Below are 23,077 nucleotides of genomic sequence, written 5' to 3'. Positions count from 1 at the left end.
CATCGGACGGGCAGGTGGCAGGCGTGGCACAGCAGGCATCCGGCGGCGTCGGCCGGTCGATCCTCTCGGGACTCTGTGGGCTCCTCGCGATCGTCCTGCTGCCCGTCTCACTCGTCGCGTTCTGGGCGTCGGTCATGCTGACGCGCACCGACGTCTTCGTCGAGGAGCTGAAGCCCGTCGTCCGCAACCCCCTCGTGCAGGAGGCCCTCACTGACGGCATCGTCGACGGCGTCCTGGGCGCCGTGACGCTCCGGCCCGCGATCGAGAAGGCACTCGAGGCCCCCATCCGCGTCGAGGCCGCAACGCTGGTCGCGAGTCCCGAGGTCTCCGAGGCGTGGACCGAGGGCATCCGCGCCGTCCACACCCAGCTCATCGGCGTCATGGAGGGACGCGCCGACACGACCCTCGACGGCCAGGGTCGGGTCGCCGTGCGTCTGAAGGTGCCCGTGCCCGCCCTGACCTCGCGGCTCGAGCAGGCGGGTGTCCGGGACGCCGCGTCCATCGCGCCCGTCGTCACCATCCCGCTCGCCAAGGCCAGCGACCTCCAGAAGGCACAGCAGGTCTACCGTGTCGCCGATGCGTGGGGGTCGTGGGCGCCGGTGCTCGTCGGGGTGCTCGCCCTGCTCGCGGTCGTACTGGCCCGGCGCCGACGCGCGGCCACGAGCCTTGTCGCGGTGGGCTGGATCGTCCTCTCGCTCGCGCTCGCCCTCGTCATCATGATCTCGCGCGAGCCGCTGCTGCGTCCCGTCGGCTCGGACGTGGCGCGCACCATCGCCGACGCCGCCTACGGCCTCGCGGCCCGCAACCTCTACTACGAGATCGCGATGGCGATCGGCGTGGCCGCCGTCATGCTCCTCGTGTCGGGGCTCAGCCTCGCGTTCCGCAGGCGTCGCGTGCCCTGACCGCCCGGTTCCGGCTGCTCGTCGCGGCCCCCTCCCGTCCACGGTGGCACCCTCCCCGTGGACAGTCGGGCTCGTACGGGTATGTCGTGTGCAGGCACGCGATGTGGTGTGCCCCCAACCAAGGAGATGTCATGGGTATCGGACTCGGGATCTTTCTGCTCGTGGTCGGTGCGATCTTCTACTTCACGAACCTCGACTCCAACGTGCTCAACCTGAGCAGCGGCACGGGCAACACCATCGGGATCATCCTCATGATCGGCGGGGCGCTCGCGATCATCCTCGGACTCGTCATGAACGCCCAGCGCACGCGGACCCAGCACACCACCGTGACCGAGCGCCGCGGAGAGCCGGACGTCGTCGAGCGCCGCAGAGAGCCGGACGTCGTAGAGCGCCCGGTTGACCGCCGCGACGACACGATCTGACGGCCGGCCGGCACCACCCGCGACGGCGGTCTGAGCAGGAGAACTCATCTGCTCAGACCGCCGTCGGTGCTTCCATGGGCTGTGAGCCAGACCCGCGGGCGCCCGACGTCCACACGCCCCCGCGCCGCTGAGATCGCGGCCACAACGCCCCCGGACGCGACCGCTGGGTAGACACGCTGCGGGTCGGCTCCCTGCTCGTCGTCGTCCTCGGCCACTGGCTCATGGTCGCGATCACCCATGATGGCCAGGTCACGAACGCGCTCGCCGCCGTCCCGGCGCTCCAGCCGCTGACCTGGGTGCTCCAGGTCATGCCGCTCTTCTTCCTCGTCGGCGGTGTCGCCCACGCCCACACCCTCGAGTCGCTGGGACGCCGCCACCCGGCATACGCCGGTCGGTATGCCGTGTTCTTCCGCGCGCGGGCCGCGCGCCTGCTGCGCCCAACCCTCGCGTTCCTAACGGTGTGGGTCGGGATCGGTCTGGTCGCCGACGTGTCCGGGCTGACCGACCGACCGGGTGCCGCGGGACGCCTCGTCCGGGACGCGCTCGTGATGGTGCCGCAGCTGTTGTGGTTCGTCGGGATCTACCTCGGCGCCTGTGCCCTGGCTCCACTGATGCGAGAGCTGCACCTGCGGTGGGGGCGGCGGGTCGTCGTCGCGCTCGTCAGCCTGGCCGTCGTCGTCGACGTCGTGCGCTTCGGCGGGGGCCCTTCTCTGGTCGGCAACCTCAACTTCGCGTTCGTGTGGCTCGCGTTGCACCAGCTCGGATTCGCTTGGCGCGATGGGCTCCTCACGACGGCGCGGGGGTGGCTGATGGTCATCGTCGGGTTCGGGGCGATGGGGCTGGCGGTTGCGCTCGGGCCCTACCCGGTCTCGATGGTGGGCCTCCCGGGTGAGGCCGTGTCCAACATGGCTCCCCCGACGGCGGCCCTGCTCATGCAGGGATTCGGCATCTGCGGCCTCGCCGTCGTGCTGCGGCCGGTCATGGGGCGGGTCCTCGCGCGTCCGAGGGTCTGGGGCGCGGTCGCCATGGCGTGTCCCTACGCGATGACGGCGTTCCTGTGGCACCTCACGTCGCTCATGGCGGTCCTTCTCCTCGGTCCTGCCGTCGGGGTCGAGCAGCCCGATGTCGCCTCATCGGGGTGGTGGCTGACGCGTCCGCTCGTGTTCGCTGTGCTCGCCGCTGTCACCGCGGTCCTCGTCGCCGTCTTCGTGCGCTTCGACCGCGGGCCACGTGCCACATCGGACGGCTCCGGCGACCGTCGACGCTGGGTCGACGCCGTGGCTGCAGTCTCGGCCGCAGTCCTCTTCTTCGGCATCCTCATCGTGTCGATCGTCGGCGTCGACGTGCTCGGCAACCGACCGGTCTTCTTCCTCGTCGGCGACGTGACACCGGTCGCCGGGTTCGCTGTGCTCGCCGGCGGTCTTCTGCTCCTGCGCACCACGCGGCAACACACCGACCAGCCGTCGACACACCGCGATCCGATGCCGGTGGGTTGACGACTGCGCGGTGTGTCCTGGTGCAGGTCGCAGGTCGCAGGCCGCTGGGGTGTCGGAGACGGTCGAAACTCGATGGCCGGACGCCGGCGCCGACCCCTACCGTCGTGTCCATGGACACCAGGCTCCACATCGACACCCGGCTCATCGACGAGCACGACGACGCGGTCTGCTCCCGGGCCCACGACGTCATCGTCGCCAGCAAGGGACACGAGCGGCCTTGGTACGAGGGGCCGTCGCAGGCCGAGATGGTCGCCGAGTGGCGGCACGTCGACGAGGCGGAGCGCAAGCAGGTGTGGGGCGCCTACGACGGCGACGAGCTCGTCGGGGTCGCGACCATCTGGCTGCCGATGGCCGACAACACCTCGATGGCCTGGTTCGACGTGCAGGTCGACCCGGCCCACCGCGGCCGTGGCGTCGGATCGGCGCTCACCGAGCGTGCCATGCAGCGGGCCCGCGAGGAGGGCCGCACCAAGGTCCTCACCGACTTCTTCGTGCCCCCCGCATCAGAAGGGCACCCGTACCGCCGGTTCGCCGAGCGCCACGGTTTCCGACTCAGCAACACCGAGATCATGCGCCATCTCCAGCTACCGGTCGACGACGACCTGCTGACGCGCCACGCCGAGGCCGCCCGCGCGCGGTGGGAGGGAGACTACCGTCTCGAGACCCATGTCGGTGGCGTGCCGGAGCCCCTCCAGGCGTCGCTGTGCGCCGTCATGAACCAGCTCGCCGTCGACGCGCCGACGGGCGAGATCGAGTTCGAGGAGGAGTCGTTCACGCCGGAGCGCTACCGCGACCACCTCGAGCTGTTCCGCAAGCAGGGACGCGTCCGCCTGACCACGGTGGCGGTGCACGAGGCCACGGGTGACGTCGTCGCCTACTCCGACCTCATCCTGCCCTCAGGAGCCCCGACCATCGTCTGGCAGTGGGGCACGCTCGTGCACCGCGACCACCGCGGACGCCGCCTCGGGATGGCGGTCAAGGTCGAGAACCTCCGGCGGCTGCAGGCGGACCACCCGGAGCGCAAGCGGATCGTGACGGGCAACGACGACACGAACTCCTGGATGGTCTCGATCAACGAGGACCTCGGCTTCCGCATCGTCGAGCTCTGCCCCGCGTACCACCGCACGCTCGACTGACACGTCGAAGGCCGCAGACCGCACTGTCAGGGGGTGCGGTCTGCGGCCTTCGGCATTGGGTCAGGTGGTCAGAACGCGGACTCGGGCACGTCCATGAGCTCGTTGTCAGTCGCCTCGGCGATGGCGCGCTCGGCGGCCAGCTTCGGGAGGACGTTCTTGGCGTAGAACGAGGCCGCTGCGACCTTGCCCCGGTAGAAGTCGACGTCCTTGCCGGACGCTCCAGCGTCGAGCGCCGCCTCGGCGACCTCGGCCTGGCGCAGCAGCAGCCAACCCACGACGAGGTCACCGGCCGCGAGGAGCAGGCGCGTCGTGTTCTGGCCGACCTTGTAGAGGTTGGCCACCTCGCCGCCGGTGCGCGGGTCGCTCTTCACGAGGTCGCCGATCATGTGGCCGAGGATGCCCTGGACGTCCTCGAGCGCCTTGCCCAGCAGCTCGCGCTCGGTGTCGAGCGAGCCGCCGAGGTCCTTGGCGAACTCCTGGATCTGGCCGGCGACGTGCTGCAGCGCCTGGCCCTTGTCGCGGACGATCTTGCGGAAGAAGAAGTCGAGTCCCTGGATGGCGGTCGTGCCCTCGTAGAGCGTGTCGATCTTCGCGTCGCGGACGTACTGCTCGACCGGGTAGTCCTGCAGGAACCCCGAGCCGCCGTAGGTCTGGAGGGACTCGGTGCCGAGCAGCACCCAGGCTCGCTCCGAGCCGAGACCCTTGACGAGCGGCAGCATGAGGTCGCTGATCCGGTTGGCGAGCTCGGCCGTCGAGCCCTCCTCGAGGGGGGCGGCCGGGTTGCCGGCCTGGGCCTGGTTGACGGTGTCTTGCTGGCTCGCGGTGTAGACGACGAGCGCCCGCAGGCCCTCGGCGTACGCCTTCTGGAGCATGAGCGAGCGGCGCACGTCGGGGTGGTGCGTGATGGTGACGCGCGGCGCGCCCTTGTCGGTCATCCGGGTCAGGTCGGCTCCCTGGACGCGCTCCTTGGCGTACTCCAGCGCGTTGAGGTAGCCGGTCGAGAGGGTGGCGATCGCCTTCGTGCCGACGAACATGCGGGCGTTCTCGATGACCTTGAACATCTGGGCGATGCCGTCGTGGACGTCGCCGAGGAGCGTGCCGACGGCCGGCTCGTGCTCACCGAACGTGACCTCGCACGTCGTGGAGACCTTGAGGCCCATCTTGTGCTCGACGTTGGTGACGTGGGCGCCGTTGCGTGCGCCGAGCTCACCGGTCTCGAGGTCGACGTGGTACTTCGGCACGATGAAGAGGCTGAGACCCTTCGTGCCCGGGCCGGCCCCCTCGGGACGGGCCAGGACGTAGTGGACGACGTTGTCGACCATGTCGGACTCGGCCGAGGTGATGAATCGCTTGACGCCCGTGATGTGCCACGTCCCGTCGGGCTGCTGGACGGCCTTGGTGCGGCCGGCGCCGACGTCGGAGCCGGCGTCGGGCTCGGTGAGGACCATGGTCGTGTGCCAGGCCTTGTCGACGATGTGCTTGGCGAGCTTCTTCTGGTCGTCGGTGCCGAGGTGCCAGAGGAGGTTGGCGAAGGAGTAGCTCGCGGTGAACATGTGGATGGCCGGGTTGGCGCCGCAGACCATCTCGGCCACCGACCAGCGCAGCGAGGCCGGCACGACCATGCCGCCGAGCTCGGCCGGGACGTCGAGGTTGCCCCAGTCGCCGTCGACGTAGGCCTTGAACGACTTCTTGAAGGAGTCGGGCATCGTCACGGTCTGGCTGACCGGGTCGTAGACGGGCGGGTTGCGGTCGCTGTCGAGCAGGCTGTCTGCGAGCTCGTTCTCGGCGAGCCGGGAGACCTCGCGCAGGATGTCCTTGGCGGCCTCGACGTCGACGTCGGCGTAGATGCCGTGCCCGAGGACGGCCTGGCGGTCGAAGACCTCGAAGAGGTTGAACTCGAGGTCGCGCACGTTGCTCTTGTAGTGGCCCATCCGGGGTCCTCCACGTTCTCTGTCGATCGTCTGCCGCCGCGCGGTCAGCGGCGCACCAAGTTACTGGTGGGTCACTTCCATGATGCTACTCACGGGTAACGATCGCAAGGGCACGGGGTCACGGTTGCGCCACACCGGTCCCGCACGCCCACGCGCGCCTCCGGTCTTCGTCGGTGGCGCGCCCAGGCTTGGAGGAGTCGTGGGAATGGCGAAGGGCCCGGTCGGGAGACCGGGCCCTTCCCTTGTGGAGCAGGCGGCACGAATTGCACGTACGTCTTCCTTCTGGAAGAAGGCTGTTCTGCTACTGAACTACGCCTGCGGGCGCGCCCAACCGTAGCAACGCCCGGTCTCGACGTCCAAACCCGTGCGCCGGCGCGCCGTCGATGTCGAGCGATCAGCCCGCGTCGGGGACGTCGAGGGGCAGGGCGGCCCACCACCCGACCGATCGTGCGGCCATCCAGTCGTCCAGGCTCACGACGACCAGGCCGGGGTAGTTCCCGGAGTCGTCCGCGAGGAAGCACTGCGTGGCGATCGGTTCGTGCTCCAGTCCAAGGAAGTGCACGCAGACGCCGCGGTCCTCGTCGTTGCTCGCGACGATGCCCGGGTGATTCTCCTGGAGCACGCGGCCTGCGGCGACCAGGGCGTCATCCTCCACGTTCGAGGCATCAGCCCGTCCCACGTAAAGCACTCGTGTGCCGACCGAATCGGACTGCGTGAGGGGACGCATGTCGCTCCTTCGCAAGGTCGCCCCGAGTGCGATGTGACGGTGAGTACGTACCCGGATTCGGGTGTTGGCACGCTCTGCGTGGCACAGACGCACGGACAGCGCCGGTCCCGAGGTGGGATCGGCGCCATCCGTGCTTCCCGGGGACAGCAGACCGGAAAGCCGCAGCGGGGTCGTTGGTGGTTGCAGGGTGGGTCAGAGGCCCAGGAGACGGTTCAGGAGGTTGGCCAGTCCGTTGACGCCGTTGCCGTCGAGCAGGCCGGCGATCGCACACAGCAGGTTGCCCAGCAGGTTTCCGGGACCCGGCTGCGCCGTGATGTTCAGCACGACCTGGTTGAGGTCGACGACCAGCCCCAGTAGGTCGAGGTGCAGCGGCCCGAGGACCAGGTTCAGGATCTTGCAGGAGCCCGCCGTCGTGGCGCTCTGCACCGTCGTGGTGATGGTCTGGCTGACGGGGATGACGGCCCCGGTCAAGGTGGTGAGGGTGCCGGTGAGGAGCCCGGTGACCGCCAGCTGGCCGTTCTGGTTGCTGAAACCGGTCGGCGTGAACGAGCCCGTGAAGGTGCCGATACCAGCGATGACCTGGTTGATCGTCGAGGATGCCGTCGTCCGCGGGGCGCTCGCGGCAGCAGCTGCCGACGGAGCGGCTGACGGAGCGGCCGAGGCGGCCGAAGCGGGGACGAGACCCAGGGCGACGGTCGTGGTCAGGGCGGCGCCGGTGGCGCACAACCGAGTCGATAGCTTCATGGGGTGTCACTCCTTCATCTGGGTGCCGGCCTCGTGGGCCGGGGGTCACCACTGAAGAGTCCGCAAGAGGCATGGGATGACGCGGGTCACGGCGACCAGCAGGGTTCGTCGCCCTCCGAGGCGTTCGCCCCGGAGCATGGGATCCGCAGAAGCACGCACCCCGGCTCGTGGCCTCCCGCGTCATGGCGACCACGCCAAGGCGTCCGGTAGCGGGATCAGGGATCCAGCACTCCGCGGTGGGTCATGTCGTATGCAGCGAGGACCTCGAGGAGCAGCTCCGAGACCGTCTCGATGACAGCCAGGTGGTCCTCCGGCTGCGTGTCGTGCAGGACCTCCACCACGAGCTCGTGGTGGATACGGCACACGTCCAGCAGGCTCACGCCGGCGGCGAACGCGTCGCGGCCCTGTTCGTAGCCTGCGGATCTCGCGGCCTCGTCTCGACGAGGGAGGAAGCGGAGCATGATGGTGCGGTAGTCCTGCGTGAATGCCTCGAGGGTGGACGTATCCCGCGTATCCGTCATGTCCCCTCACCGTCTTCCGTCGGCGCCGCTCGCTGGGTGTGGGGCCGTGCGCGCGAGCATCTCGAGGCCCTCCTCGAGGTCGAGGGCCGTGGGCACGTCGCCCGTCCCGATGCCGAGTCGCACCATGGTGAAGGCCACCTCGGGCTGGATGCCGACGAGTACGGTCACGGCGCCGCGGAGCCTGGCCATCTCCGCGATCCGCCGCAGCGTCAGGGCGGCGAACGAGTCGATGACGTCCAGGGCGGCCACGTCGATGATGACGCCGCGTGACCGGAACTCACCGATCTGGTCCACCAGATCACGTTCGAAGCGCACCAGCTCTGAGTCGTCAAGGGCAGTGTGCACCGATGCGATCAGGTTCGATCCCTGCCGCATGATGGACACCAGAGCCGGTCCGCCGTTCACGAGCTGGTGCCGCCCTCCTTCCGGGTCACGGTGTAGCCGAGCAGTCGCTCGGCCTCTTCGAGACCACCCTGCAGGTCACCGATCGTGTTCATCTTGCTGAGGTCGACACCGATGGTGACCAGCGTCTGGGCGATCTTTGGTGACAGTCCCGTGATGATGACGCTCGCGCCCATGAGGCGTGACGCGTCGACGGTCTGGACGAGGTGGTTCGCCACCGTCTGGTCGACGTCGGGGGAGCCGGTGATGTCTATCACGACGACCCTGGCACGGTGCTTGCGGATGCCCGAGAGCAGTTGCTCGGTGAGCTGGCGAGCCCGCTCACTGTCGAGAACGCCGATGATCGGCAGGATGAGGAGCCGCTCGCGGACGGGGAGGACGGGCGTCGAGAGCTCGCGGATCGCGTCCTGCTGCTGCCGAATCACGCGCTCGCGCTCGTCGACGAAGCTCACTGCGACTGTGTTGGCGATGCGGTTGGCGGCGGGCTCGTACGCGTCGAGCACCTCGTTGAGCAGGCCGAAGTCGCGCTGGTACTTCTCGAACAACGACCTCGCCAGCACGTCGCGCAGGAGAAGGACGATGCCGACGACCTCGTGCGTCTCGACCCCACGAGGGATGATCCGCTCGGAGAGGTCTCGCGCGTAGTGCTGGAGGGCCTCGACGCTTCCTGTCTCCAGCACCTCGACGTAGTTGTCGTAGACCGAGGTGGTCTCGGCGGACATCTCCTGGGGTGTCATCGCATTCAACAGATGGGCCTGTTGAATGCGTTGGGCCCACTCCTCGCGCAGTCGGGTGCGGTGCTCGCGCAGGTGCGCCACGAGCTGCGAGAGCAGGTGTTCGCCCTCTCCGGCCGCAGTCCTCTCCGGTTCCTGCTGCTGGTCACTCATCGTCGGTGTTCCTCTCCCATTTGGTCATGGTCACTGTGGTGCCGTGGCCGGATTCGCTCACGAGCGCGAACTCGTCCATGAGGCGGCGCACGCCGGGGAGTCCCAGCCCGAGCCCGCCATAGGTGCTGTAGCCGTCGGACATGGCCTTCTCGACACTCGGGATCCCCGGCCCCGCATCGCGCGCAACGACCTGGAGCCCGCGTCGCGGCGACTCGAGAAGCTCGATGACGACCTCGCCGGAGCCGGCGAAGCGCACGATGTTTCGGCACACCTCCGAGACGGCCGTGGCAATGACGGTCAGCTCGGTGGGACCGAACTTCAGTCGGGACGCGACCTCACGGGCGGCGCTTCGGGCGGCGACGATGTCGGGGTCTGCCGCGATGGTTATGCGTAGGGAGCCCTCGCGCTGCTGCCCGCGTTCGAGGAGTGGCTGGCTCAGGCTCGCGCAGTCCTTGCACTCGAGCAGGTGTTGCGCGGCGCGGACCTCACGCTGGCGCCGATGGTCTCCGCTGCTCAGGGCGATGAGCACCGGGCGGCATCGGTCAGTCGGCGGCTCGACGTGCTGCAGGGCCAGCAGGTACTCGACGCGCAGCCGTGCACGCGTCCGGTTCAGCTGGGCCGCGATGGCTCCGGCGGTGCTCCCGGCGCTCTCGGCCAGCGTCTTCGTGTCCGTACCTGAGACCTCGTGCTCCAACAGGGTGCGGCGTTCGCGTTCGTCGAGGCGGCCCAGAGCGCGCGCCATCGCCGACTGCTCCTCGTCGAGGACCAGCTGGGCCTCAGGAGTCTCCGGCTCGCTCAGGTCGATGGCGCGGTGCCGGTTGCGACGTTTCCGGTCCTCGTCGCGCCACATCGTGGCCACGACGTTGCGTGCGGTGACGATGGCGTACGGCTCGAGCATTCCGGGCTCGATCGTGTCGGACGCGGCCAGCACCCGGGTCAGGGTCTCTTGCACGAGATCGTCGGCGGCGGGGTGCGAGCCGACCCGGGCGCCAACGATTCGGCGGACCATCGGGATCAGGTCGGCGACGTCCGCGGACGCGTGACCGGTGCCCTTCTCGCCGCGCTCGGTTGCGCTCACGGCGTCAACGTACCCAGTGCCGCATGAAGCCACGTCATGTTCGCGATCCCACGACGTCGTCAGTGGTGAAGGACCCGCTATGTGGTCGTCGTCGGAAGGATCGGACATGTCCATACTGGCTCTCGCAACACCGGTGCTCGGGCTGCTGCTGATGCTCCTTCTCGAGCAGCTCGAGACGTGGTTGGACGGGGCCCCGAGTCCGAAGCCACGACCATCGGTTGCTGTCCTCTCCATGCCTTCGACCCGCCCCCCGGCCCAGCGCACTCCGTCCTTGCGCGACGGGAGCTCCAGCTCTCAGGTCGCAGCGTGCGTCCCGTCGCTGGGCCCCAGTGCATCGGTCAGGGTGACGGGGACGTGCCCACGTCTCCAACGCATCCGTGGTTTCCTGCCCACGCCGACGATGTCCGCGCCGTTCAACGTCGCCCGGTGGTGCACCACGGCCGGCAGGTCGATGGCCGGGCGCCGAGTGGCGCCCGGCGCCCGGCCATCGGCTGAAAGCATCAACGTTCAGGGGATCGGTGCGCGGGCCGGGCAGCCGACCGAAACCTGACAGACGTCGAGCCTCAGACTGGTTGCCCGGGCTCGCCGTCGCCGACGTCGCCGACGTCTCCGCGCCAGGCGCCCGTCTCTGTGCCGCGGTCCTCGATGAACCTCTTGAACTCGTCGGCGGACTTGTCAACCTGACGCTGGTCGATGTTCAGCCCAGCCCCGACGTTCTCGACCACGCCCTCCGGGTCCCAGCCGAGCTCGATGTCGACCCGCGTGGAGTTCGGGGTCAGCGGTTCGAAGACCACGCGGCCTCGGTGGCCACCCGTGTCACCGCCGGTGCTCGCCCAGGCGATCACCTCGTCCGGCGTCTGCTCGGTGATCTCCGCGTCGAACTCCCGCGTCACCCCGCCGACCTTGACGACCCAGTGCGTGTGGGTGTCGCCCTGCTGGGTAACGGATTCGACGCCGTCCATGAACTCGGGGAAGGACTCGAACTGGGTCCATTGGTTGTAGGCGGTGCTGATGGGGACGTCGACGTCCACGCTCTTGTGCACACTGCTCATGAGAAGCCTCCTGGTTGCGCCGCACACTCGCTCAGGTCGCGAGAAGAAGAATGCGGTCGACAGGTCGGCAGACCCATACCCATTTGGCCGACGGTGGCCGGGAGTGGGCCGACGGTGGTGGGAGTCAGCCGACGGCGCCGCGGACGCCGTCCTCGCTCCCCGCTGGTGTCCGCTCGCAGGGGATTGTCGCGGCGTCCCGGCCAGGGAAGACCCCTCCACGAGGTCCCCGCGACCGAGAGGCCGATGGCACCGTACCCAGCAATGCTCCGGCCGCGCAGGTATATCGCGCACCAGCTGAGCGGTCGGCCGGGATGGGCCCTTCGCCGCGGTGTGGCCTGCTAGCGGTGATGGTGGTCCTGCCGGTTCGCACCCGAACCTGACGTCATGAGGCGTTCCTCGAACCACTGCATGGACAGCAGCAGCGCGAAGCCGACGAGGGGGGCGCTGAGGGTCAGAGCGATCATGGCGAGATCTTTCGTGGTCTTCGTGGGTTCTGATGCACCCGCCCCCGCGGATGTGTCCTACCTGGGCAGACGCCTACGTACCCGGTTCGTGTCGCATCGCGACTCAGCGCAGAGCGCTCAATTCGTGACAGGGGCCTCCTCAGGGATGAGTTCCACCAAAAAGGCCCGAAACCCCCTCCAACCGATACCCGAGTTCTACGCTCGATGGTGACGCGCCGCGTGAGTCTCCGCAGCGCTGTGCGGTTTCAGGGGAACGGCTCAGTGTCGCCGTCTCACGTCGGGTGACCTCCGGAACCGATCCGGCGTCGAGTGGGTTGGGCAATCGACATGAAAGGCGCCTCATGACATCTTCACTCAACCGTCGCGGCTTCCTGGAAGCGGCTGCGGCGACCGGACTGGGCATTGCGATCAGCGGCAGCATCGAGGTGCTCGCCGGATCGGGCAGCGCCCTCGCGGCACCGCGCTCGTCGGAAGGCTACGGGCCCGTCGTCCCCGACCCGTTGGGCTTGCTGTCCCTGCCGGCGGGTTTCTCGTACCGCATCGTGTCGCAGAGCGGTGTGACGCCGACGGCCGACGGAGTCCCCACCGCCAGCGACCCTGACGGTACGGGCGTGTTCGCTCGAGGCACGGGCTCGACGATCGTCAACAACCACGAGATCTCGGGTCTCAGCACGGGCAGCGAGAAGTTCGGCGTCCCGACCCTGGCCGGCCTCACCTACGACCAGGGTGCGCGGGGTGGCACGTCGAACATCGAGGTGGACGCCGAGGGCAACCGCCTTCTCGAGTATGCGAGCGTCGCCGGCACCCACACCAACTGCGCCGGCGGGGAGACTCCGTGGGACACCTGGCTGACCTGCGAGGAGAGCGAGCAGCGCAAGGGCGGCAGGTTCCTCAAGGACCACGGGTACGTGTTCGAGGTCGACCCGACCAGCCAGGAGGCCAACATCGGCAAGAGCCCGGTTCCGTTGACGTTCCTGGGCCGATTCGCGCACGAGGCCGTATCGGTCGACCCCGCGACGCACGTCATCTACGAGACCGAGGACGCCGCCGTCCCGAGTGGCCTCTACTACCGGTGGACCCCACCTACCGGCTTCGCGGGTGCAAAGGACGCATTGCGCGAGCTCGCCCTCTCGGAGGGGGGTGCCACGGCCGGACAGCTCGAGGCGATGAGCTGCTACCGCGGCAGTACGCACATCCCCGACCTGTCGCTGGCAACGTATCCCGGCACCCGCTACACCGTCGTGTGGAAGCCGGTGCCTGACCGGGACGCCCGAGTCACCTCGGTGCGCAAGCAGTTCGCCGACCACGAGATCACCCGCAGCCGCAAGCTCGAAGGAGCCTGGTGGGGCGACGGCGGTGCCTACTTCGTCGCCAGCTTTGCCCGCGTCAGCGACGGCAGCAGCGCCAACGACCACGACGGCCAGGTCTGGTTCTACGACCCCCAGACCGAGACCGTCACCCTGAAGACGATCTTCGCCGTGAACCCTGACCCAGCCGTGGACTCGGACAGCTACGACGGACCCGACAACATGACGCTCTCCCCGTACGGCGGCATCATCCTCGCCGAGGACGGAAACGGCATCCAGCACCTCGTCGGGGTGACCGACCAGGGCAAGTCCTACCCGCTGGCACGCAACGACCTCAACACCAGCGAGTTCGCGGGCCCGGCGTTCAGTGCCGACGGCACGATCCTCTTTGCCGGCATCCAGTCGCCCGGCCACGTCTTCGCCATCACGGGTCCCTGGGCCCGGCCCAGCAACGAGCGGGTCTGAAACGGATCCGGCCGACGGCTGGTTTCGGCCGGAGAGGGCGACCGCGCCCTTCTCGCTTGGAGCGGAACGAGGCCGCAGGTCAGGACAATGGTCCTGACCTGCGGCTTCGTGTCGGAGCGAGCGACGGGAATCGAACCCGCGTATCCAGCTTGGGAAGCTGGCGCTCTACCATTGAGCTACGCTCGCACGGGCCGCCGGCAGGTGCCCCGCAAAAGGGGCGTGCGAGGCGGCACGCGGCGTCAGTGTAGCCGACGTCGCGACCACGCAATGACCGCGACCCCAGGGGCCGAAAACGTCATGGATCTCGCCAAGCAGACCGCCTTCGTCGACCACGTCCGGGAACGCGGGGGAGGGAGCGCACAGGTCGCCGTGACCCTCGAGCAGTTCTTCGACGGCAACGACTGCGAGTGGTGCATCGCGCCGAACCGACCCGACGACGTGCCGCTCGAGACGGTGCGCGCGGTGCTCGTCTCGCTTCGCGACCACCCGGACGTCCACGACCTGAGGGTCGAGCTCGACGTGCTCGAGTTCGATGAGTTCCCCGACGACGAGTGGCCCTACGCGAGCGGGGTCGCCGTCATCACGACGCTGCAGCCCGAGGAGGTCGACGCCCTCACGATCGGCGCCGACACCGAGGCCAGCGGCGGCCCGGCCCCCGCGGTCGAGTGGCTCGTCGATGCTCCGGCCATCCCCGACGGGCACCACTACGTCGGGGTCTGGTGGGAGTGATGGCGGGCGGTCGCGGGCTGGTCGAGGGGCGACCCGAACAGGTCACCGACGCCCTCTGCTACCACGGCGAGGGGCCGGTGTGGTCGCCGACGTGGGGCGGTCTGCGCTGGGTCGACCTGCTCGCGGGTGACGTGCTGACGCTGCGCGCCGACGGCGCGGTCGAGCGGATGCACGTCGGCGACGTCGCCGCGTTCCTGCGCCCCCGTGCGGGCGGCGGGTGGGTCGTCGCGACCGAGCGCGGGCTGGCCCTCGCGGGCGAGCCGGACGGCATACCGAAGCCGTGGATCGACCTCTGGGACGACCCTGCCGTCCGGATGAACGACGGCGGCGTCGACGCGGAGGGCCGCCTGTGGTGCGGGACGATGGGCTACGACCGGGTGCCCGGCACCGCCCGGCTCTACCGCGTCGACGCGCACGGCCACGTCACCGTCGTCGTGCCCGACGCGACGATCTCCAACGGCATCGAGCTGTCGCCGGACCACCGGCTCGCCTACTACGACGACACCCCGACCGGGCGCACCGACGTCTTCGACGTGCTCGACGGCGAGCTGACGAACCGCCGCCCCTTCGTGACCCACGACGCCGGCCACCCCGACGGCCTCACGGTCGACAGCGCCGGCAACGCCTGGGTCGCGCTCAACGGCGCGGGCCGCATCCGCTGCTTCTCGCCGGCCGCTGCGCTGCTGGCCGAGGTCGAGCTCCCTGTCCGGCTCACGACGGCGTGCACGTTCGGCGGCGACGACCTGCGTGACCTCTACGTGACGACGTCGCGCGAGAACCTCGATGACCCGGAGCCCCAGGCCGGCGCGGTCTTCCGAGTGCGCGTCGGGGTGCCGGGGCTGCCCGTGCGCGCGTTCGCGGGCTGAGCCCACCGCTGCCGTATGCCGTATGCCGTATGCCGTGTGGCCCGTCAGCCGGACGAGGTGATCCCTCCGTCGGGTGAGTAGCCGAACCACCCGACGGACCGGCCGGGCCGCGACATACCGCGCGGCGGCATACCCATGGGTGCGCCGAGGGCGCCGAGCGGGTCATCGCCCGAGCCCACCCCGAGGAGGCTGCGCGTCAGCCGGTGCGTGTCCGAGAGCAGCTCGTCGAGCGCGACGCCGAGGTGGTCGTCCGAGGGCGGCTCGTCGGCGAGGGCGGCGGCGAGCACGGCCCGGCGCACGAGCTCCTTCGCGAACGACGCCGTCGTGCCCTCGGCCCGCGCGGCCGCGGCCGAGATGGCCTCGGCGCCGAAGAGGTGCCCACCGTAGAGCCGGAGCAGCTCACGCCGGCCGTCGGCGCCGGGCAGCGGGATCTCGGCGGCGAGGTCGACCCGGCCGGGACGCTGCGACAGGGCGATCTCGAGGTCGGCGACGCGGTTCGTCGTCAGGACGAACGCGACATCGGCGTCCGCATCGAGGCCGTCGAGCGCGTCGAGCACCTCGAAGAGCAGCGGCGAGGCCCCCATCCCGAACGACCGGTCCTCGGCGACGAGGTCGCAGTCCTCGAGCACGACGATCGCCGGCTGGTGCGCTCGGGCGACCTTGGCGGCGTCGTGGATGTACCGCAGCGACCCGCCGCTGAGCAGCACGGCCGTCGTGCCCGGTGAGGCCGACAGCAGGTAGCGCACCGTGTGGGTCTTGCCCGTGCCGGGCGGGCCGTAGAGCAGCACCCCTCGCTTGAGGTGCTGCCCGTGGTTGCGGAGCGCCTCGCGCTGCTCGCCCATCCCGATGACGTGGTGCGCGACGCGGTCGAGCACGCCATGGGGCAGCACGACGGCGGCGGCGTCGACGTCGGGCCGCTCGAGGAACGTCAGGCCCGCCATGCCGGGGCCGTACGGGTTGCCGGCGAACGTCACGACCTGGCCCCTGATGACGCTGCGCTCGTCCATCAACTCCTGGACCCGCGCGAGGAGCGCGTCCGAGACGTCACGGTCCGCCGTGACGACCTCGATCGTGCCCGCCTCGCGCCCGAACTGCGGGTTCACGCCCTGCTGCCGCACGGCGACGGGCACCCCGCCGAAACGGAACAACCGGACACCGGACGTCACGACCTGCCGCCGGTCCTCCTTGCCCGGTCCGGTGGCCATCCGGTCGTAGTCCACCTGGCCGACCGGCACGCCGTGGCCATGGCGCATGTGCACGAGGTCGCCGAGAGTCATGTGGTGACGCGCGTCGCCCGCGATGCCGATGACGCGGGCGTCGGGGTCGGCCGCCGACACCTCCGCCAGCGCGATGTCGGCGTCGACGAGGCGGTGCGGCGGCACCGGCAGGCCGACCACGGCGAGCAGGTGCGGCTCGGTGCCGAGGTGCTCGGTGAGCACGTCGACGAGCCGCGGACCCGTGCCGTCCTGGCCGGGCAGGTCCTCCAGGAGACGACGGACGACCTTCTGGAAGTCGACCAGCAGGTCGTCGTCGGGGCGTGGTGAGCCGTTCGCAGAGGGGTTCATGAAGTGACGATAGGTGGCCGAGAGCGTCCGCAGGGCAGGAGTGACCGGGCGAAACCGCACGGGCGTTATAGCCTCGACCCGTGCTGCTCTCCGACAAGGACATCCGGGCCGAGATCGCTGCCGAGCGGGTCGTGCTCGACCCGTGGGACCCGCAGATGGTCCAGCCGTCGAGCGTCGACGTCCGGCTGGACAAGTTCTTCCGGCTCTTCGACAACCACAAGTACCCCTACATCGACCCTGCGGCCGAGCAGCCCGACCTGACGCGGCTCGTCGAGGTCGGCCCCGAGGAGGAGGTCTTCGTCCTGCACCCCGGTGAGTTCGTCCTCGGGTCGACACTCGAGACGGTGACCCTCCCCGACGATCTCGCCGCGCGCGTCGAGGGCAAGAGCTCCCTCGGTCGCCTCGGCCTGCTCACCCATGCGACGGCCGGCTTCGTCGACCCCGGTTTCTCCGGTCACGTGACGCTCGAGCTGTCCAATGTCGCCACCCTGCCGATCATGCTCTACCCGGGCATGAAGATCGGCCAGCTCTGCTTCTTCCGGCTCAGCTCGCCCGCCGAGAGCCCTTATGGCTCAGCGGGATACGGCTCGCACTACCAGGGCCAGCGTGGGCCGACGGCGAGCCGGTCGTTCAAGAACTTCCACCGCACCCAGGTGTGAGGGCCTCGGAAGGTCCCACCGGAGGCAGGCCCTCCGAGATGCCGCTCGCCTCGCTCTTCTGGGACGCGCGGCCCGCGGACGCGACGGTCGTCGCCCTCGTCATGCACGGCGGCGCCGTCGACGGGCACGAGCCAAACCGCGTGTGGTCGCACAACGTCGCCCGTCTCGTCCCCTTCGCTCGTGCCCTGGCGAGGGTGCCCGGCCCGATCGCCGTGGCACGCCTGCGGTTCCGCGTCCGGGGCTGGAATGCCGAGGCCATGCCCGTGGAGGACGCCCGGTGGGCGCTGGCACAGGTGCGCACGGCATACCCGGGCGTGCCGATCGCACTCGTGGGGCACTCGATGGGTGGACGGGTCGCGATGTTCACGGGCGGCGAGCCCGACGTCCGACTCGTCATCGGCCTGGCGCCGTGGGTCGAGCCACGCGACCGGCGACCAGGGCCCGGCCGGCGCACGGTTCTCATCCACGGGGACCGCGACGTCATCTGCTCGCTCGGGCGGTCCCGGCGGGCCGTGGAGCAGATGCAGGCCGACGGGCTCGACGCCTCACTCGTCCGCGTCGCGCGCAGTGACCATGCGATGCTCGTGCGCGCCCGGCTGTGGACGGCTCTCGTGACCGACCTCGTCCAAGCCACGTTCGCCAGCGAGCTCGGCGGCTCGGGTGAGCCGCGGCCCGGTCCGATCGGGGCCGTCGTGGCGCAGGTCGTGCACGGCGGCGGCGTCACGATCGAGATCTGACCCCCGACGACGTATGCCGCCGACCGGGTTGCCCTCAAAGGGAACTGGTCGGCCACCCTCGCTGTGCCCTCAGCTGAACCGCAGTGGTGCCTCTCCAGCGCACTGCTCGACGATGCCGACGGCAGCCGCCACGGTGGGTGCGAGGTCGTGGTCGTCGGGTTCTCCTGCGAGGTCCGTGCACCGGGCCAGCAGATCGGACAGCTCGCCCTCGACACGTCGGCCGCTGATGCCCAGGGCGCGGACCGCGGTGACGAGCTCGAGGGCGATGAGCTGCCGATACGTGTCTGCGGCCTCGGCGAGGCGCGCCGTGGACGCTGAGGCATGGCTCGCCCCGTCCTCGACACCGGCCGAGACCGACACCCATTGGATCGAACGCGGCGCCGACGCGGCTTCCCGGAGCAGAGCCATGGCCGACGCGGCGTCGTACTCGAGGATCAGCAGGCCCGACGAACCGGCCTCTGGTCCGGCGAGGAACCGCGGGAGACCGCTCGCCGGGTCGGTCAACAGGTGGGCGATGCGAGAGGCGCCCGTGTGCGCCGAGCCGACGAGGGCGAGCAGGGCGGTGTCGACGGCGAGTGCGAGGTACGCCTGGTGGAAGCCGCCGTGGTGCGCGACGGACGGCGGATCCTGATGCAGGACAGCCGGATTCTCGCTCCCGCTGTTGACGAGTGCCTCGACGACGCGGCGGAGCTCTTCGATCTGGTCGAGCAACGGGCCGTGCACCTGCGGGAAGGTGCGCAGGCCGAAGAAGTCCTGGAGCTGGGCGGGCTCGACCGCACTGGCCTGCACGAGCCCGGTGACGGTGGCGGCCGCGGTTACCGCGCCCGGGAACGGCGTGACCCTGGCGACCGCCGGCCCGAACGCTTCGGAGTTGCCGCGCAGCGCGACGAAGGAGAGCGCACAGACGGACATCGCGACGTCGGCGAGCCGTCCGAGCTCGAGGCAACCGAGCGCGGCCTCGGCGAGGGTGAAGGCGCTGCTCGACATGAGGGGGAGCGCGTCGGCGTCGTCCAAGGACACGGGGGTCTGCAACGTGCCATCGGCGCGGGGGCGCTCGCCGAGGAGAGTGAGTCCGACCTCGGCCAGTGCAGTGAGGTCGCCGGTGCCGATCGCGCCCCTTCGGTGGACGACGGGAAGGTGCCCGTCGTCGGCTCTCGTCGCGTCGACCAGCGCGCGAAGGAGGGCGCCGCTCGCGCCTGACGTCCCAGCCAGCAGCTGGTTGACCCGGATGCCGAGTGCGCTGCGCACCGTCGCCGGCGGGAACGGCTGGCCCCACCCGGCGCCGTGGCTGCGCAGCAGGGCGCGCCCCGGCTGGGACGAGGTGCTCGTCTGGTCGCGGTTGGCGCCGACCCCTGACGTCCGGCCGTAGACCGGACGCTGTCTGGCCGCCGCTGCTGCTGCGTCAGCCGCCCGCTCCACCGCCGAGGCTGCCTCCGGGTCGACGGCGAAGTCTGCCTGCCGGCCCAGCGACTCGACGGCTCCGATCGTCAGATGCTGCCCCGTCAGGGTGATGGTCATGCGCCGTCCTCGGATCACGGGTTGAGATTTGTCGTGGCACAGGGTGTCGCGCCCTGTGGTCAGTGTGCCAGACTGCCACTGTGCAGCAAAGACATACCGCACAGTGAAACGCTCGGACTGCTTCCCCACTCGATCGCACGACGAGGTGTCACCCATGACACGACCAGCACGCTCCACCGCAATACGAACCGCGGGCCATCCCCTGCCGTCGCCCGGTCCGGCGCCTGCGGCGGCTCCCGGAGCCGCCGCCACGCGTTCTGTCGAACGTGCGCTCGCCCTCCTCGCCCACGTCTGTGAGTCCGCCCCGACCAGCCTGTCGGCCTGCGCGAAGGCCGTCGGGTTGTCGCCGACGACTGCCCTGCGCCTGCTGCGCACGCTCGAGGGGCTCGACTTCGTCAGCCGCGACGAGAGCGGCGACTTCCACCCCGGTTCCCTCTCCTTCCGTTTCGGGGCCTACGCCCTCGGGCGCAACCAGATGGTCAAGGTTGCCGAGCCGGCCCTGCAGCGCCTGAGCGCGCAGTGTGGCGAGTCCGCGTACCTCGGCATCGCCGGACGACCTGACGAGGCCGTGTACATCGCGATGGCCGAGGGGACGTTCTCGATCCGACATGCCGGCTGGGTCGGACGCACCGTGCCCGTGGACGGCACGGCCATCGGCGCGGCACTCCAGGGCCGCACGCCGGAATGCGGCTACGTGGTGGTGCGTTCGAAGGTCGAGGAGGACGTCACGGCCATTGCCGCCCCCATCGCGTGGATGGGTGGCATCGCTGGGGCCCTGAATGTCGTCGGCCCCTCGTATCGTCTTGACCCAGAACGAACCCGTGACGTCGGAGTTGCCGTCGCCGTGGAGGCTCGAACGATCGCGCGAACCCTGTTCCCGACCCACCACACGAATGAGGTGACGAGCCGATGATCCGGTTCGAGTCAGTGACGAAGGAGTATCCCGACGGCACCATTGCCGTCAACGAGCTCAGCCTGACGGCCCCCACGGGCAAGATCACGGTGCTCGTCGGCCCGTCGGGATGTGGCAAGACCACGTCCTTGCGCATGATCAACCGGATGATCGAGCCGACTGGCGGCCGCATCCTGGTCGACGACCGTGACACGTCCACCATCGACAGCGCCGAGCTGCGCCGTGGGATCGGCTACGTCATCCAGCACGCCGGACTCTTCCCGCACCGCACCATCGTCGCCAACATCGCGACCGTCCCCCTCCTGCTCGGCTGGGATCGAGCCAAGGCGACCAGCCGGGCCCTCGAGCTGATGGAGCGTGTCGGGCTGCCCCAGTCGTTCGCCAAGCGATTCCCCTCCCAGCTCTCGGGAGGTCAGCAGCAGCGCGTCGGAGTGGCGCGCGCCCTCGCCGCCGACCCGCCGGTGATGCTCATGGACGAGCCCTTCAGCGCAGTCGACCCGATCGTGCGCGACCAGCTGCAGGAGGAGTTCCTGCGGCTGCAGGGCGAGATCGGCAAGACGATCGTCTTCGTCACCCACGACATCGACGAGGCGATCAAGCTCGGAGACCAGGTGGCCGTCCTCCGGGTCGGTGGCACGCTCGCGCAGCTCGCCGCCCCCGAGGAGCTGCTGGCCCGGCCCGTGGATGACTTCGTCGCTGACTTCGTCGGGCGCGACCGGGGCTATCGCACGCTGGGATTCCGCAGCGCGGCGTTCCCGACCAGGGCAGAGCCCACGATCCGCCTCGGCGCGGACCCGTCAGATGCCAGGGCGGCCACGGCTGACCCGTGGGTCCTCGTCCTCGACGAGCAGGACCACCCGCTCGGCTGGGTCGAGCGTGAGCGCCTCGACGGCCCGGTGAACCGCGAGGCCCTTCATCGTGGCGGCACGGTGGCTCCGACCGACGGTTCCCTGAGGCAGGCTCTCGACGCCGCTCTCTCGGCGCCCTCCGGGCGCGGTGTCATCGTCGGCCCCGACGGCGTCTTCGTGGGCACGGTGCGCGCCCGAGACCTGATCGAGCCCATCGAGGCGAGCGCGGGCCATCAACGCGTGTCGACCCCGGAGGGCGTGGGTGTCGTGTCGGAGTCGAAGGCCGACTGATGGACTGGTTCACCTCGCACCTCGATGACGTCTGGGAGCTGCTCGTCACGCACGCCTACCTCGCCGGCGTCCCGCTCCTGATCGGACTGCTCATCGCGCTGCCGCTGGGCTGGCTGGCGCGTCGCTTCTCCTGGGCCTACCCACCACTCATCGTCGGCACCGGACTGCTCTACACGCTGCCCTCGCTGGCCGTCTTCATCCTGCTTCCGGGCATCCTGGGGACGCGGATCCTCGACCCCGTCAACGTGCTCGTCGCCATGACGGTCTACACGGTGGCGCTGCTGGTGCGCACGGTCGCCGACGGTCTCGGCGCGATCCCCGACGACGTGCGGCTCGCCGCCAACGCCATGGGTTACCGGCCCATCCGGCGGCTGCTCGGGGTCGAGCTGCCGCTGGCCGTCCCGGTCATCTCGGCGGGTCTGCGGGTCGCAGCCGTGAGCAACGTCAGCATCGTCAGCGTCGCGGCCATCATCGGCGTCGCGCAGCTCGGCTCCCTCTTCACCGACGGCTTCAACCGCGACTTCTTCCCGCCGATCATCACCGGCATCGTCGCGTGTGGCGTGCTGTCGCTGGTGTTCGACATCGTCATCGTCGTCGTGACCCGCCTCCTCACGCCCTGGACCCGAGCGAGGACGGCCTCATGATCAACGACATCGTCAGCTGGCTCGGCGAAGCGGCCAACCGCGACGACATCATCCAGCGGCTCGGTGAGCACGTGGGCTACGCCCTGCTCGCCACCGGCATCGCCGCTCTCATCGCGATCCCGGCAGGCATGTGGATCGGCCACACGGGCCGCGGCAGGTTCGCGGTCGTCAACATCTCGGGCTTCGCCCGCGCCATCCCGACCCTCGGCCTGCTCTACTTCATCGTGCTGTGGCTCGGGCCGAACCTCTCCGGCGACCTCGCCTTCCTCCTGCCGAGCCTCATCGTCCTCATCGTGCTCGCGATCCCACCGATGCTGGCCGGCACGTATGCCGGCATCGACGAGGTCGACCCTGCCGCACGGGATGCCGCCCGCGGGATGGGGATGCGGGGCAGCCAGGTGCTCTTCAAGGTCGAGATCCCGTGTGCCCTCCCGCTGATCTTCTCCGGCCTGCGCTCCGCCCTGCTCCAGGTCGTCGCCACGGCGACCATTGCGGCGACGGCAGGCCTCGGCGGCCTCGGCCGCTTCCTCATCGACGGGCTCTCGGTTCGTGACTACCCACAGATGGCCGCTGGAGCTGTCCTCGTCGCCGCCCTTGCACTGGCCATCGACCTGGTCGTCGCCGTCATCCAACGACTCGTCGTCTCGCGCGGCATCACCGGCCGCCACCGGACCCGCCGCGACCGCGCCGCGGTGAGGTCCACCGACGACTCCCTCTCGACCACCACCGTCACGGTGGGCACCGTCAACTGATCCCGTCCGGTCAGCGTCCAC

Annotated in this window: 24 protein-coding genes and 2 tRNA genes; 13 read left to right on the top strand and 13 right to left on the bottom strand. The window is 69.9% G+C overall.

Annotation, left to right across the window (positions count from 1 at the left end; all coding sequences use genetic code 11):
- Nucleotides 1–23: 23 nt before the first annotated feature.
- The 4 genes from H9I49_RS00665 (at nucleotide 24) to H9I49_RS00650 (ending at nucleotide 3,956) form a co-directional block, all read left to right on the top strand.
- The gene (locus H9I49_RS00665) at nucleotides 24–902 is read left to right on the top strand and encodes a hypothetical protein (RefSeq protein ID WP_188028357.1); all 879 of its coding nucleotides are present in this window, start codon (nucleotides 24–26) and stop codon (nucleotides 900–902) included.
- A gap of 131 nt (nucleotides 903–1,033) precedes the next feature.
- On the top strand, nucleotides 1,034–1,324 hold the full coding sequence (locus H9I49_RS00660; RefSeq protein ID WP_188028356.1) for a DUF6458 family protein: 291 nt from the start codon (nucleotides 1,034–1,036) through the stop codon (nucleotides 1,322–1,324).
- A gap of 221 nt (nucleotides 1,325–1,545) precedes the next feature.
- Nucleotides 1,546–2,820 (top strand): acyltransferase, encoded by a 1,275-nt coding sequence (locus H9I49_RS00655; RefSeq protein ID WP_188028355.1) that lies wholly within the window; start codon nucleotides 1,546–1,548, stop codon nucleotides 2,818–2,820.
- A 110-nt stretch (nucleotides 2,821–2,930) separates the two neighbouring features.
- Nucleotides 2,931–3,956 carry a GNAT family N-acetyltransferase gene (locus H9I49_RS00650; RefSeq protein WP_223128209.1) on the top strand — a complete coding sequence of 342 codons (1,026 nt, stop codon included), beginning with the start codon at nucleotides 2,931–2,933 and terminating at the stop codon, nucleotides 3,954–3,956.
- A gap of 68 nt (nucleotides 3,957–4,024) precedes the next feature.
- Here the strand turns inward: H9I49_RS00650 and H9I49_RS00645 are convergent, their stop codons facing one another.
- The 10 genes from H9I49_RS00645 to H9I49_RS23565 form a co-directional block, all read right to left on the bottom strand.
- Nucleotides 4,025–5,887, bottom strand: a complete 1,863-nt coding sequence (locus H9I49_RS00645; RefSeq protein ID WP_188028354.1) for an acyl-CoA dehydrogenase — start codon at nucleotides 5,885–5,887, stop codon at nucleotides 4,025–4,027.
- 245 nt (nucleotides 5,888–6,132) lie between these two features.
- Nucleotides 6,133–6,206 (bottom strand) — tRNA-Gly (locus H9I49_RS00640).
- 75 nt (nucleotides 6,207–6,281) lie between these two features.
- On the bottom strand, nucleotides 6,282–6,542 hold the full coding sequence (locus H9I49_RS00635; RefSeq protein WP_188028353.1) for a hypothetical protein: 261 nt from the start codon (nucleotides 6,540–6,542) through the stop codon (nucleotides 6,282–6,284).
- Nucleotides 6,543–6,806: 264 nt separating this feature from the next.
- Entirely contained in the window at nucleotides 6,807–7,358 is a 552-nt protein-coding gene (locus H9I49_RS00630; RefSeq protein ID WP_255523571.1) for an ABC transporter substrate-binding protein, read from the bottom strand.
- A gap of 215 nt (nucleotides 7,359–7,573) precedes the next feature.
- Nucleotides 7,574–7,879: a phosphatase RsbU N-terminal domain-containing protein gene (locus H9I49_RS00625; protein ID WP_188028352.1), complete on the bottom strand. Its 306-nt coding sequence runs from the start codon at nucleotides 7,877–7,879 to the stop codon at nucleotides 7,574–7,576.
- A gap of 6 nt (nucleotides 7,880–7,885) precedes the next feature.
- Complete coding sequence (locus tag H9I49_RS00620; protein WP_188028351.1) at nucleotides 7,886–8,254, bottom strand: STAS domain-containing protein; 369 nt, start codon at nucleotides 8,252–8,254, stop codon at nucleotides 7,886–7,888.
- Between the two features lie 26 nt (nucleotides 8,255–8,280).
- Nucleotides 8,281–9,168: an STAS domain-containing protein gene (locus tag H9I49_RS00615; RefSeq protein WP_188028350.1), complete on the bottom strand. Its 888-nt coding sequence runs from the start codon at nucleotides 9,166–9,168 to the stop codon at nucleotides 8,281–8,283.
- Nucleotides 9,161–10,246, bottom strand: coding sequence for a sigma-70 family RNA polymerase sigma factor (locus H9I49_RS00610; protein WP_370587373.1), 1,086 nt, complete (start codon nucleotides 10,244–10,246; stop codon nucleotides 9,161–9,163). Before H9I49_RS00610 ends, H9I49_RS00615 begins: the two co-directional genes overlap by 8 nt.
- Before the next feature lie 563 nt (nucleotides 10,247–10,809).
- On the bottom strand, nucleotides 10,810–11,298 hold the full coding sequence (locus H9I49_RS00605) for an SRPBCC family protein (protein ID WP_188028349.1): 489 nt from the start codon (nucleotides 11,296–11,298) through the stop codon (nucleotides 10,810–10,812).
- 338 nt (nucleotides 11,299–11,636) lie between these two features.
- Nucleotides 11,637–11,762: a hypothetical protein gene (locus H9I49_RS23565; RefSeq protein ID WP_255523570.1), complete on the bottom strand. Its 126-nt coding sequence runs from the start codon at nucleotides 11,760–11,762 to the stop codon at nucleotides 11,637–11,639.
- 341 nt (nucleotides 11,763–12,103) lie between these two features.
- On the opposite strand from H9I49_RS23565, the gene H9I49_RS00600 reads away from it, so the two are divergent.
- On the top strand, nucleotides 12,104–13,534 hold the full coding sequence (locus H9I49_RS00600) for an alkaline phosphatase PhoX (RefSeq protein ID WP_188028348.1): 1,431 nt from the start codon (nucleotides 12,104–12,106) through the stop codon (nucleotides 13,532–13,534).
- Between the two features lie 115 nt (nucleotides 13,535–13,649).
- Here the strand turns inward: H9I49_RS00600 and H9I49_RS00595 are convergent.
- Nucleotides 13,650–13,720 (bottom strand) — tRNA-Gly (locus tag H9I49_RS00595).
- Between the two features lie 81 nt (nucleotides 13,721–13,801).
- On the opposite strand from H9I49_RS00595, the gene H9I49_RS00590 reads away from it, so the two are divergent.
- On the top strand, nucleotides 13,802–14,263 hold the full coding sequence (locus H9I49_RS00590) for a hypothetical protein (protein WP_188028347.1): 462 nt from the start codon (nucleotides 13,802–13,804) through the stop codon (nucleotides 14,261–14,263).
- Nucleotides 14,263–15,129 (top strand): SMP-30/gluconolactonase/LRE family protein, encoded by an 867-nt coding sequence (locus H9I49_RS00585; RefSeq protein ID WP_188028346.1) that lies wholly within the window; start codon nucleotides 14,263–14,265, stop codon nucleotides 15,127–15,129. The genes H9I49_RS00590 and H9I49_RS00585 overlap by 1 nt, the downstream gene beginning before the upstream one ends.
- 44 nt (nucleotides 15,130–15,173) lie before the next feature.
- Here H9I49_RS00585 and H9I49_RS00580 read toward each other — a convergent pair whose 3' ends face one another.
- Nucleotides 15,174–16,694: an ATP-binding protein gene (locus H9I49_RS00580; RefSeq protein WP_188028345.1), complete on the bottom strand. Its 1,521-nt coding sequence runs from the start codon at nucleotides 16,692–16,694 to the stop codon at nucleotides 15,174–15,176.
- A gap of 80 nt (nucleotides 16,695–16,774) precedes the next feature.
- On the opposite strand from H9I49_RS00580, the gene dcd reads away from it, so the two are divergent.
- Both dcd and H9I49_RS00570 read left to right on the top strand, forming a co-directional pair.
- Nucleotides 16,775–17,353 (top strand): dCTP deaminase, encoded by a 579-nt coding sequence (gene dcd, locus H9I49_RS00575; RefSeq protein WP_188028344.1) that lies wholly within the window; start codon nucleotides 16,775–16,777, stop codon nucleotides 17,351–17,353.
- 38 nt (nucleotides 17,354–17,391) lie between these two features.
- Nucleotides 17,392–18,090, top strand: coding sequence for an alpha/beta hydrolase (locus H9I49_RS00570; RefSeq protein WP_188028343.1), 699 nt, complete (start codon nucleotides 17,392–17,394; stop codon nucleotides 18,088–18,090).
- A 69-nt stretch (nucleotides 18,091–18,159) separates the two neighbouring features.
- On the opposite strand, the gene H9I49_RS00565 is transcribed toward H9I49_RS00570, so the two are convergent.
- Nucleotides 18,160–19,608 (bottom strand): aromatic amino acid ammonia-lyase, encoded by a 1,449-nt coding sequence (locus tag H9I49_RS00565; RefSeq protein WP_188028342.1) that lies wholly within the window; start codon nucleotides 19,606–19,608, stop codon nucleotides 18,160–18,162.
- A 202-nt stretch (nucleotides 19,609–19,810) separates the two neighbouring features.
- On the opposite strand from H9I49_RS00565, the gene H9I49_RS00560 reads away from it, so the two are divergent.
- Genes H9I49_RS00560 through H9I49_RS00545 form a run of 4 tightly spaced genes read left to right on the top strand, consistent with a single transcriptional unit; the run spans nucleotide 19,811 to nucleotide 23,056 of the window.
- Complete coding sequence (locus H9I49_RS00560) at nucleotides 19,811–20,521, top strand: IclR family transcriptional regulator (protein WP_255523629.1); 711 nt, start codon at nucleotides 19,811–19,813, stop codon at nucleotides 20,519–20,521.
- Entirely contained in the window at nucleotides 20,518–21,660 is a 1,143-nt protein-coding gene (locus H9I49_RS00555) for an ABC transporter ATP-binding protein (protein ID WP_188028340.1), read from the top strand. Before H9I49_RS00560 ends, H9I49_RS00555 begins: the two co-directional genes overlap by 4 nt.
- Complete coding sequence (locus H9I49_RS00550) at nucleotides 21,660–22,304, top strand: ABC transporter permease (RefSeq protein WP_188028339.1); 645 nt, start codon at nucleotides 21,660–21,662, stop codon at nucleotides 22,302–22,304. Before H9I49_RS00555 ends, H9I49_RS00550 begins: the two co-directional genes overlap by 1 nt.
- Nucleotides 22,301–23,056: an ABC transporter permease gene (locus H9I49_RS00545; RefSeq protein ID WP_188028338.1), complete on the top strand. Its 756-nt coding sequence runs from the start codon at nucleotides 22,301–22,303 to the stop codon at nucleotides 23,054–23,056. Before H9I49_RS00550 ends, H9I49_RS00545 begins: the two co-directional genes overlap by 4 nt.
- Nucleotides 23,057–23,077: the final 21 nt, after the last annotated feature.

Source organism: Terrabacter sp. MAHUQ-38 (genome assembly GCF_014518425.1).
In the GTDB taxonomy this organism is placed as follows: domain Bacteria; phylum Actinomycetota; class Actinomycetes; order Actinomycetales; family Dermatophilaceae; genus Terrabacter.
This window is presented reverse-complemented; position numbering and strand designations above follow the sequence as displayed.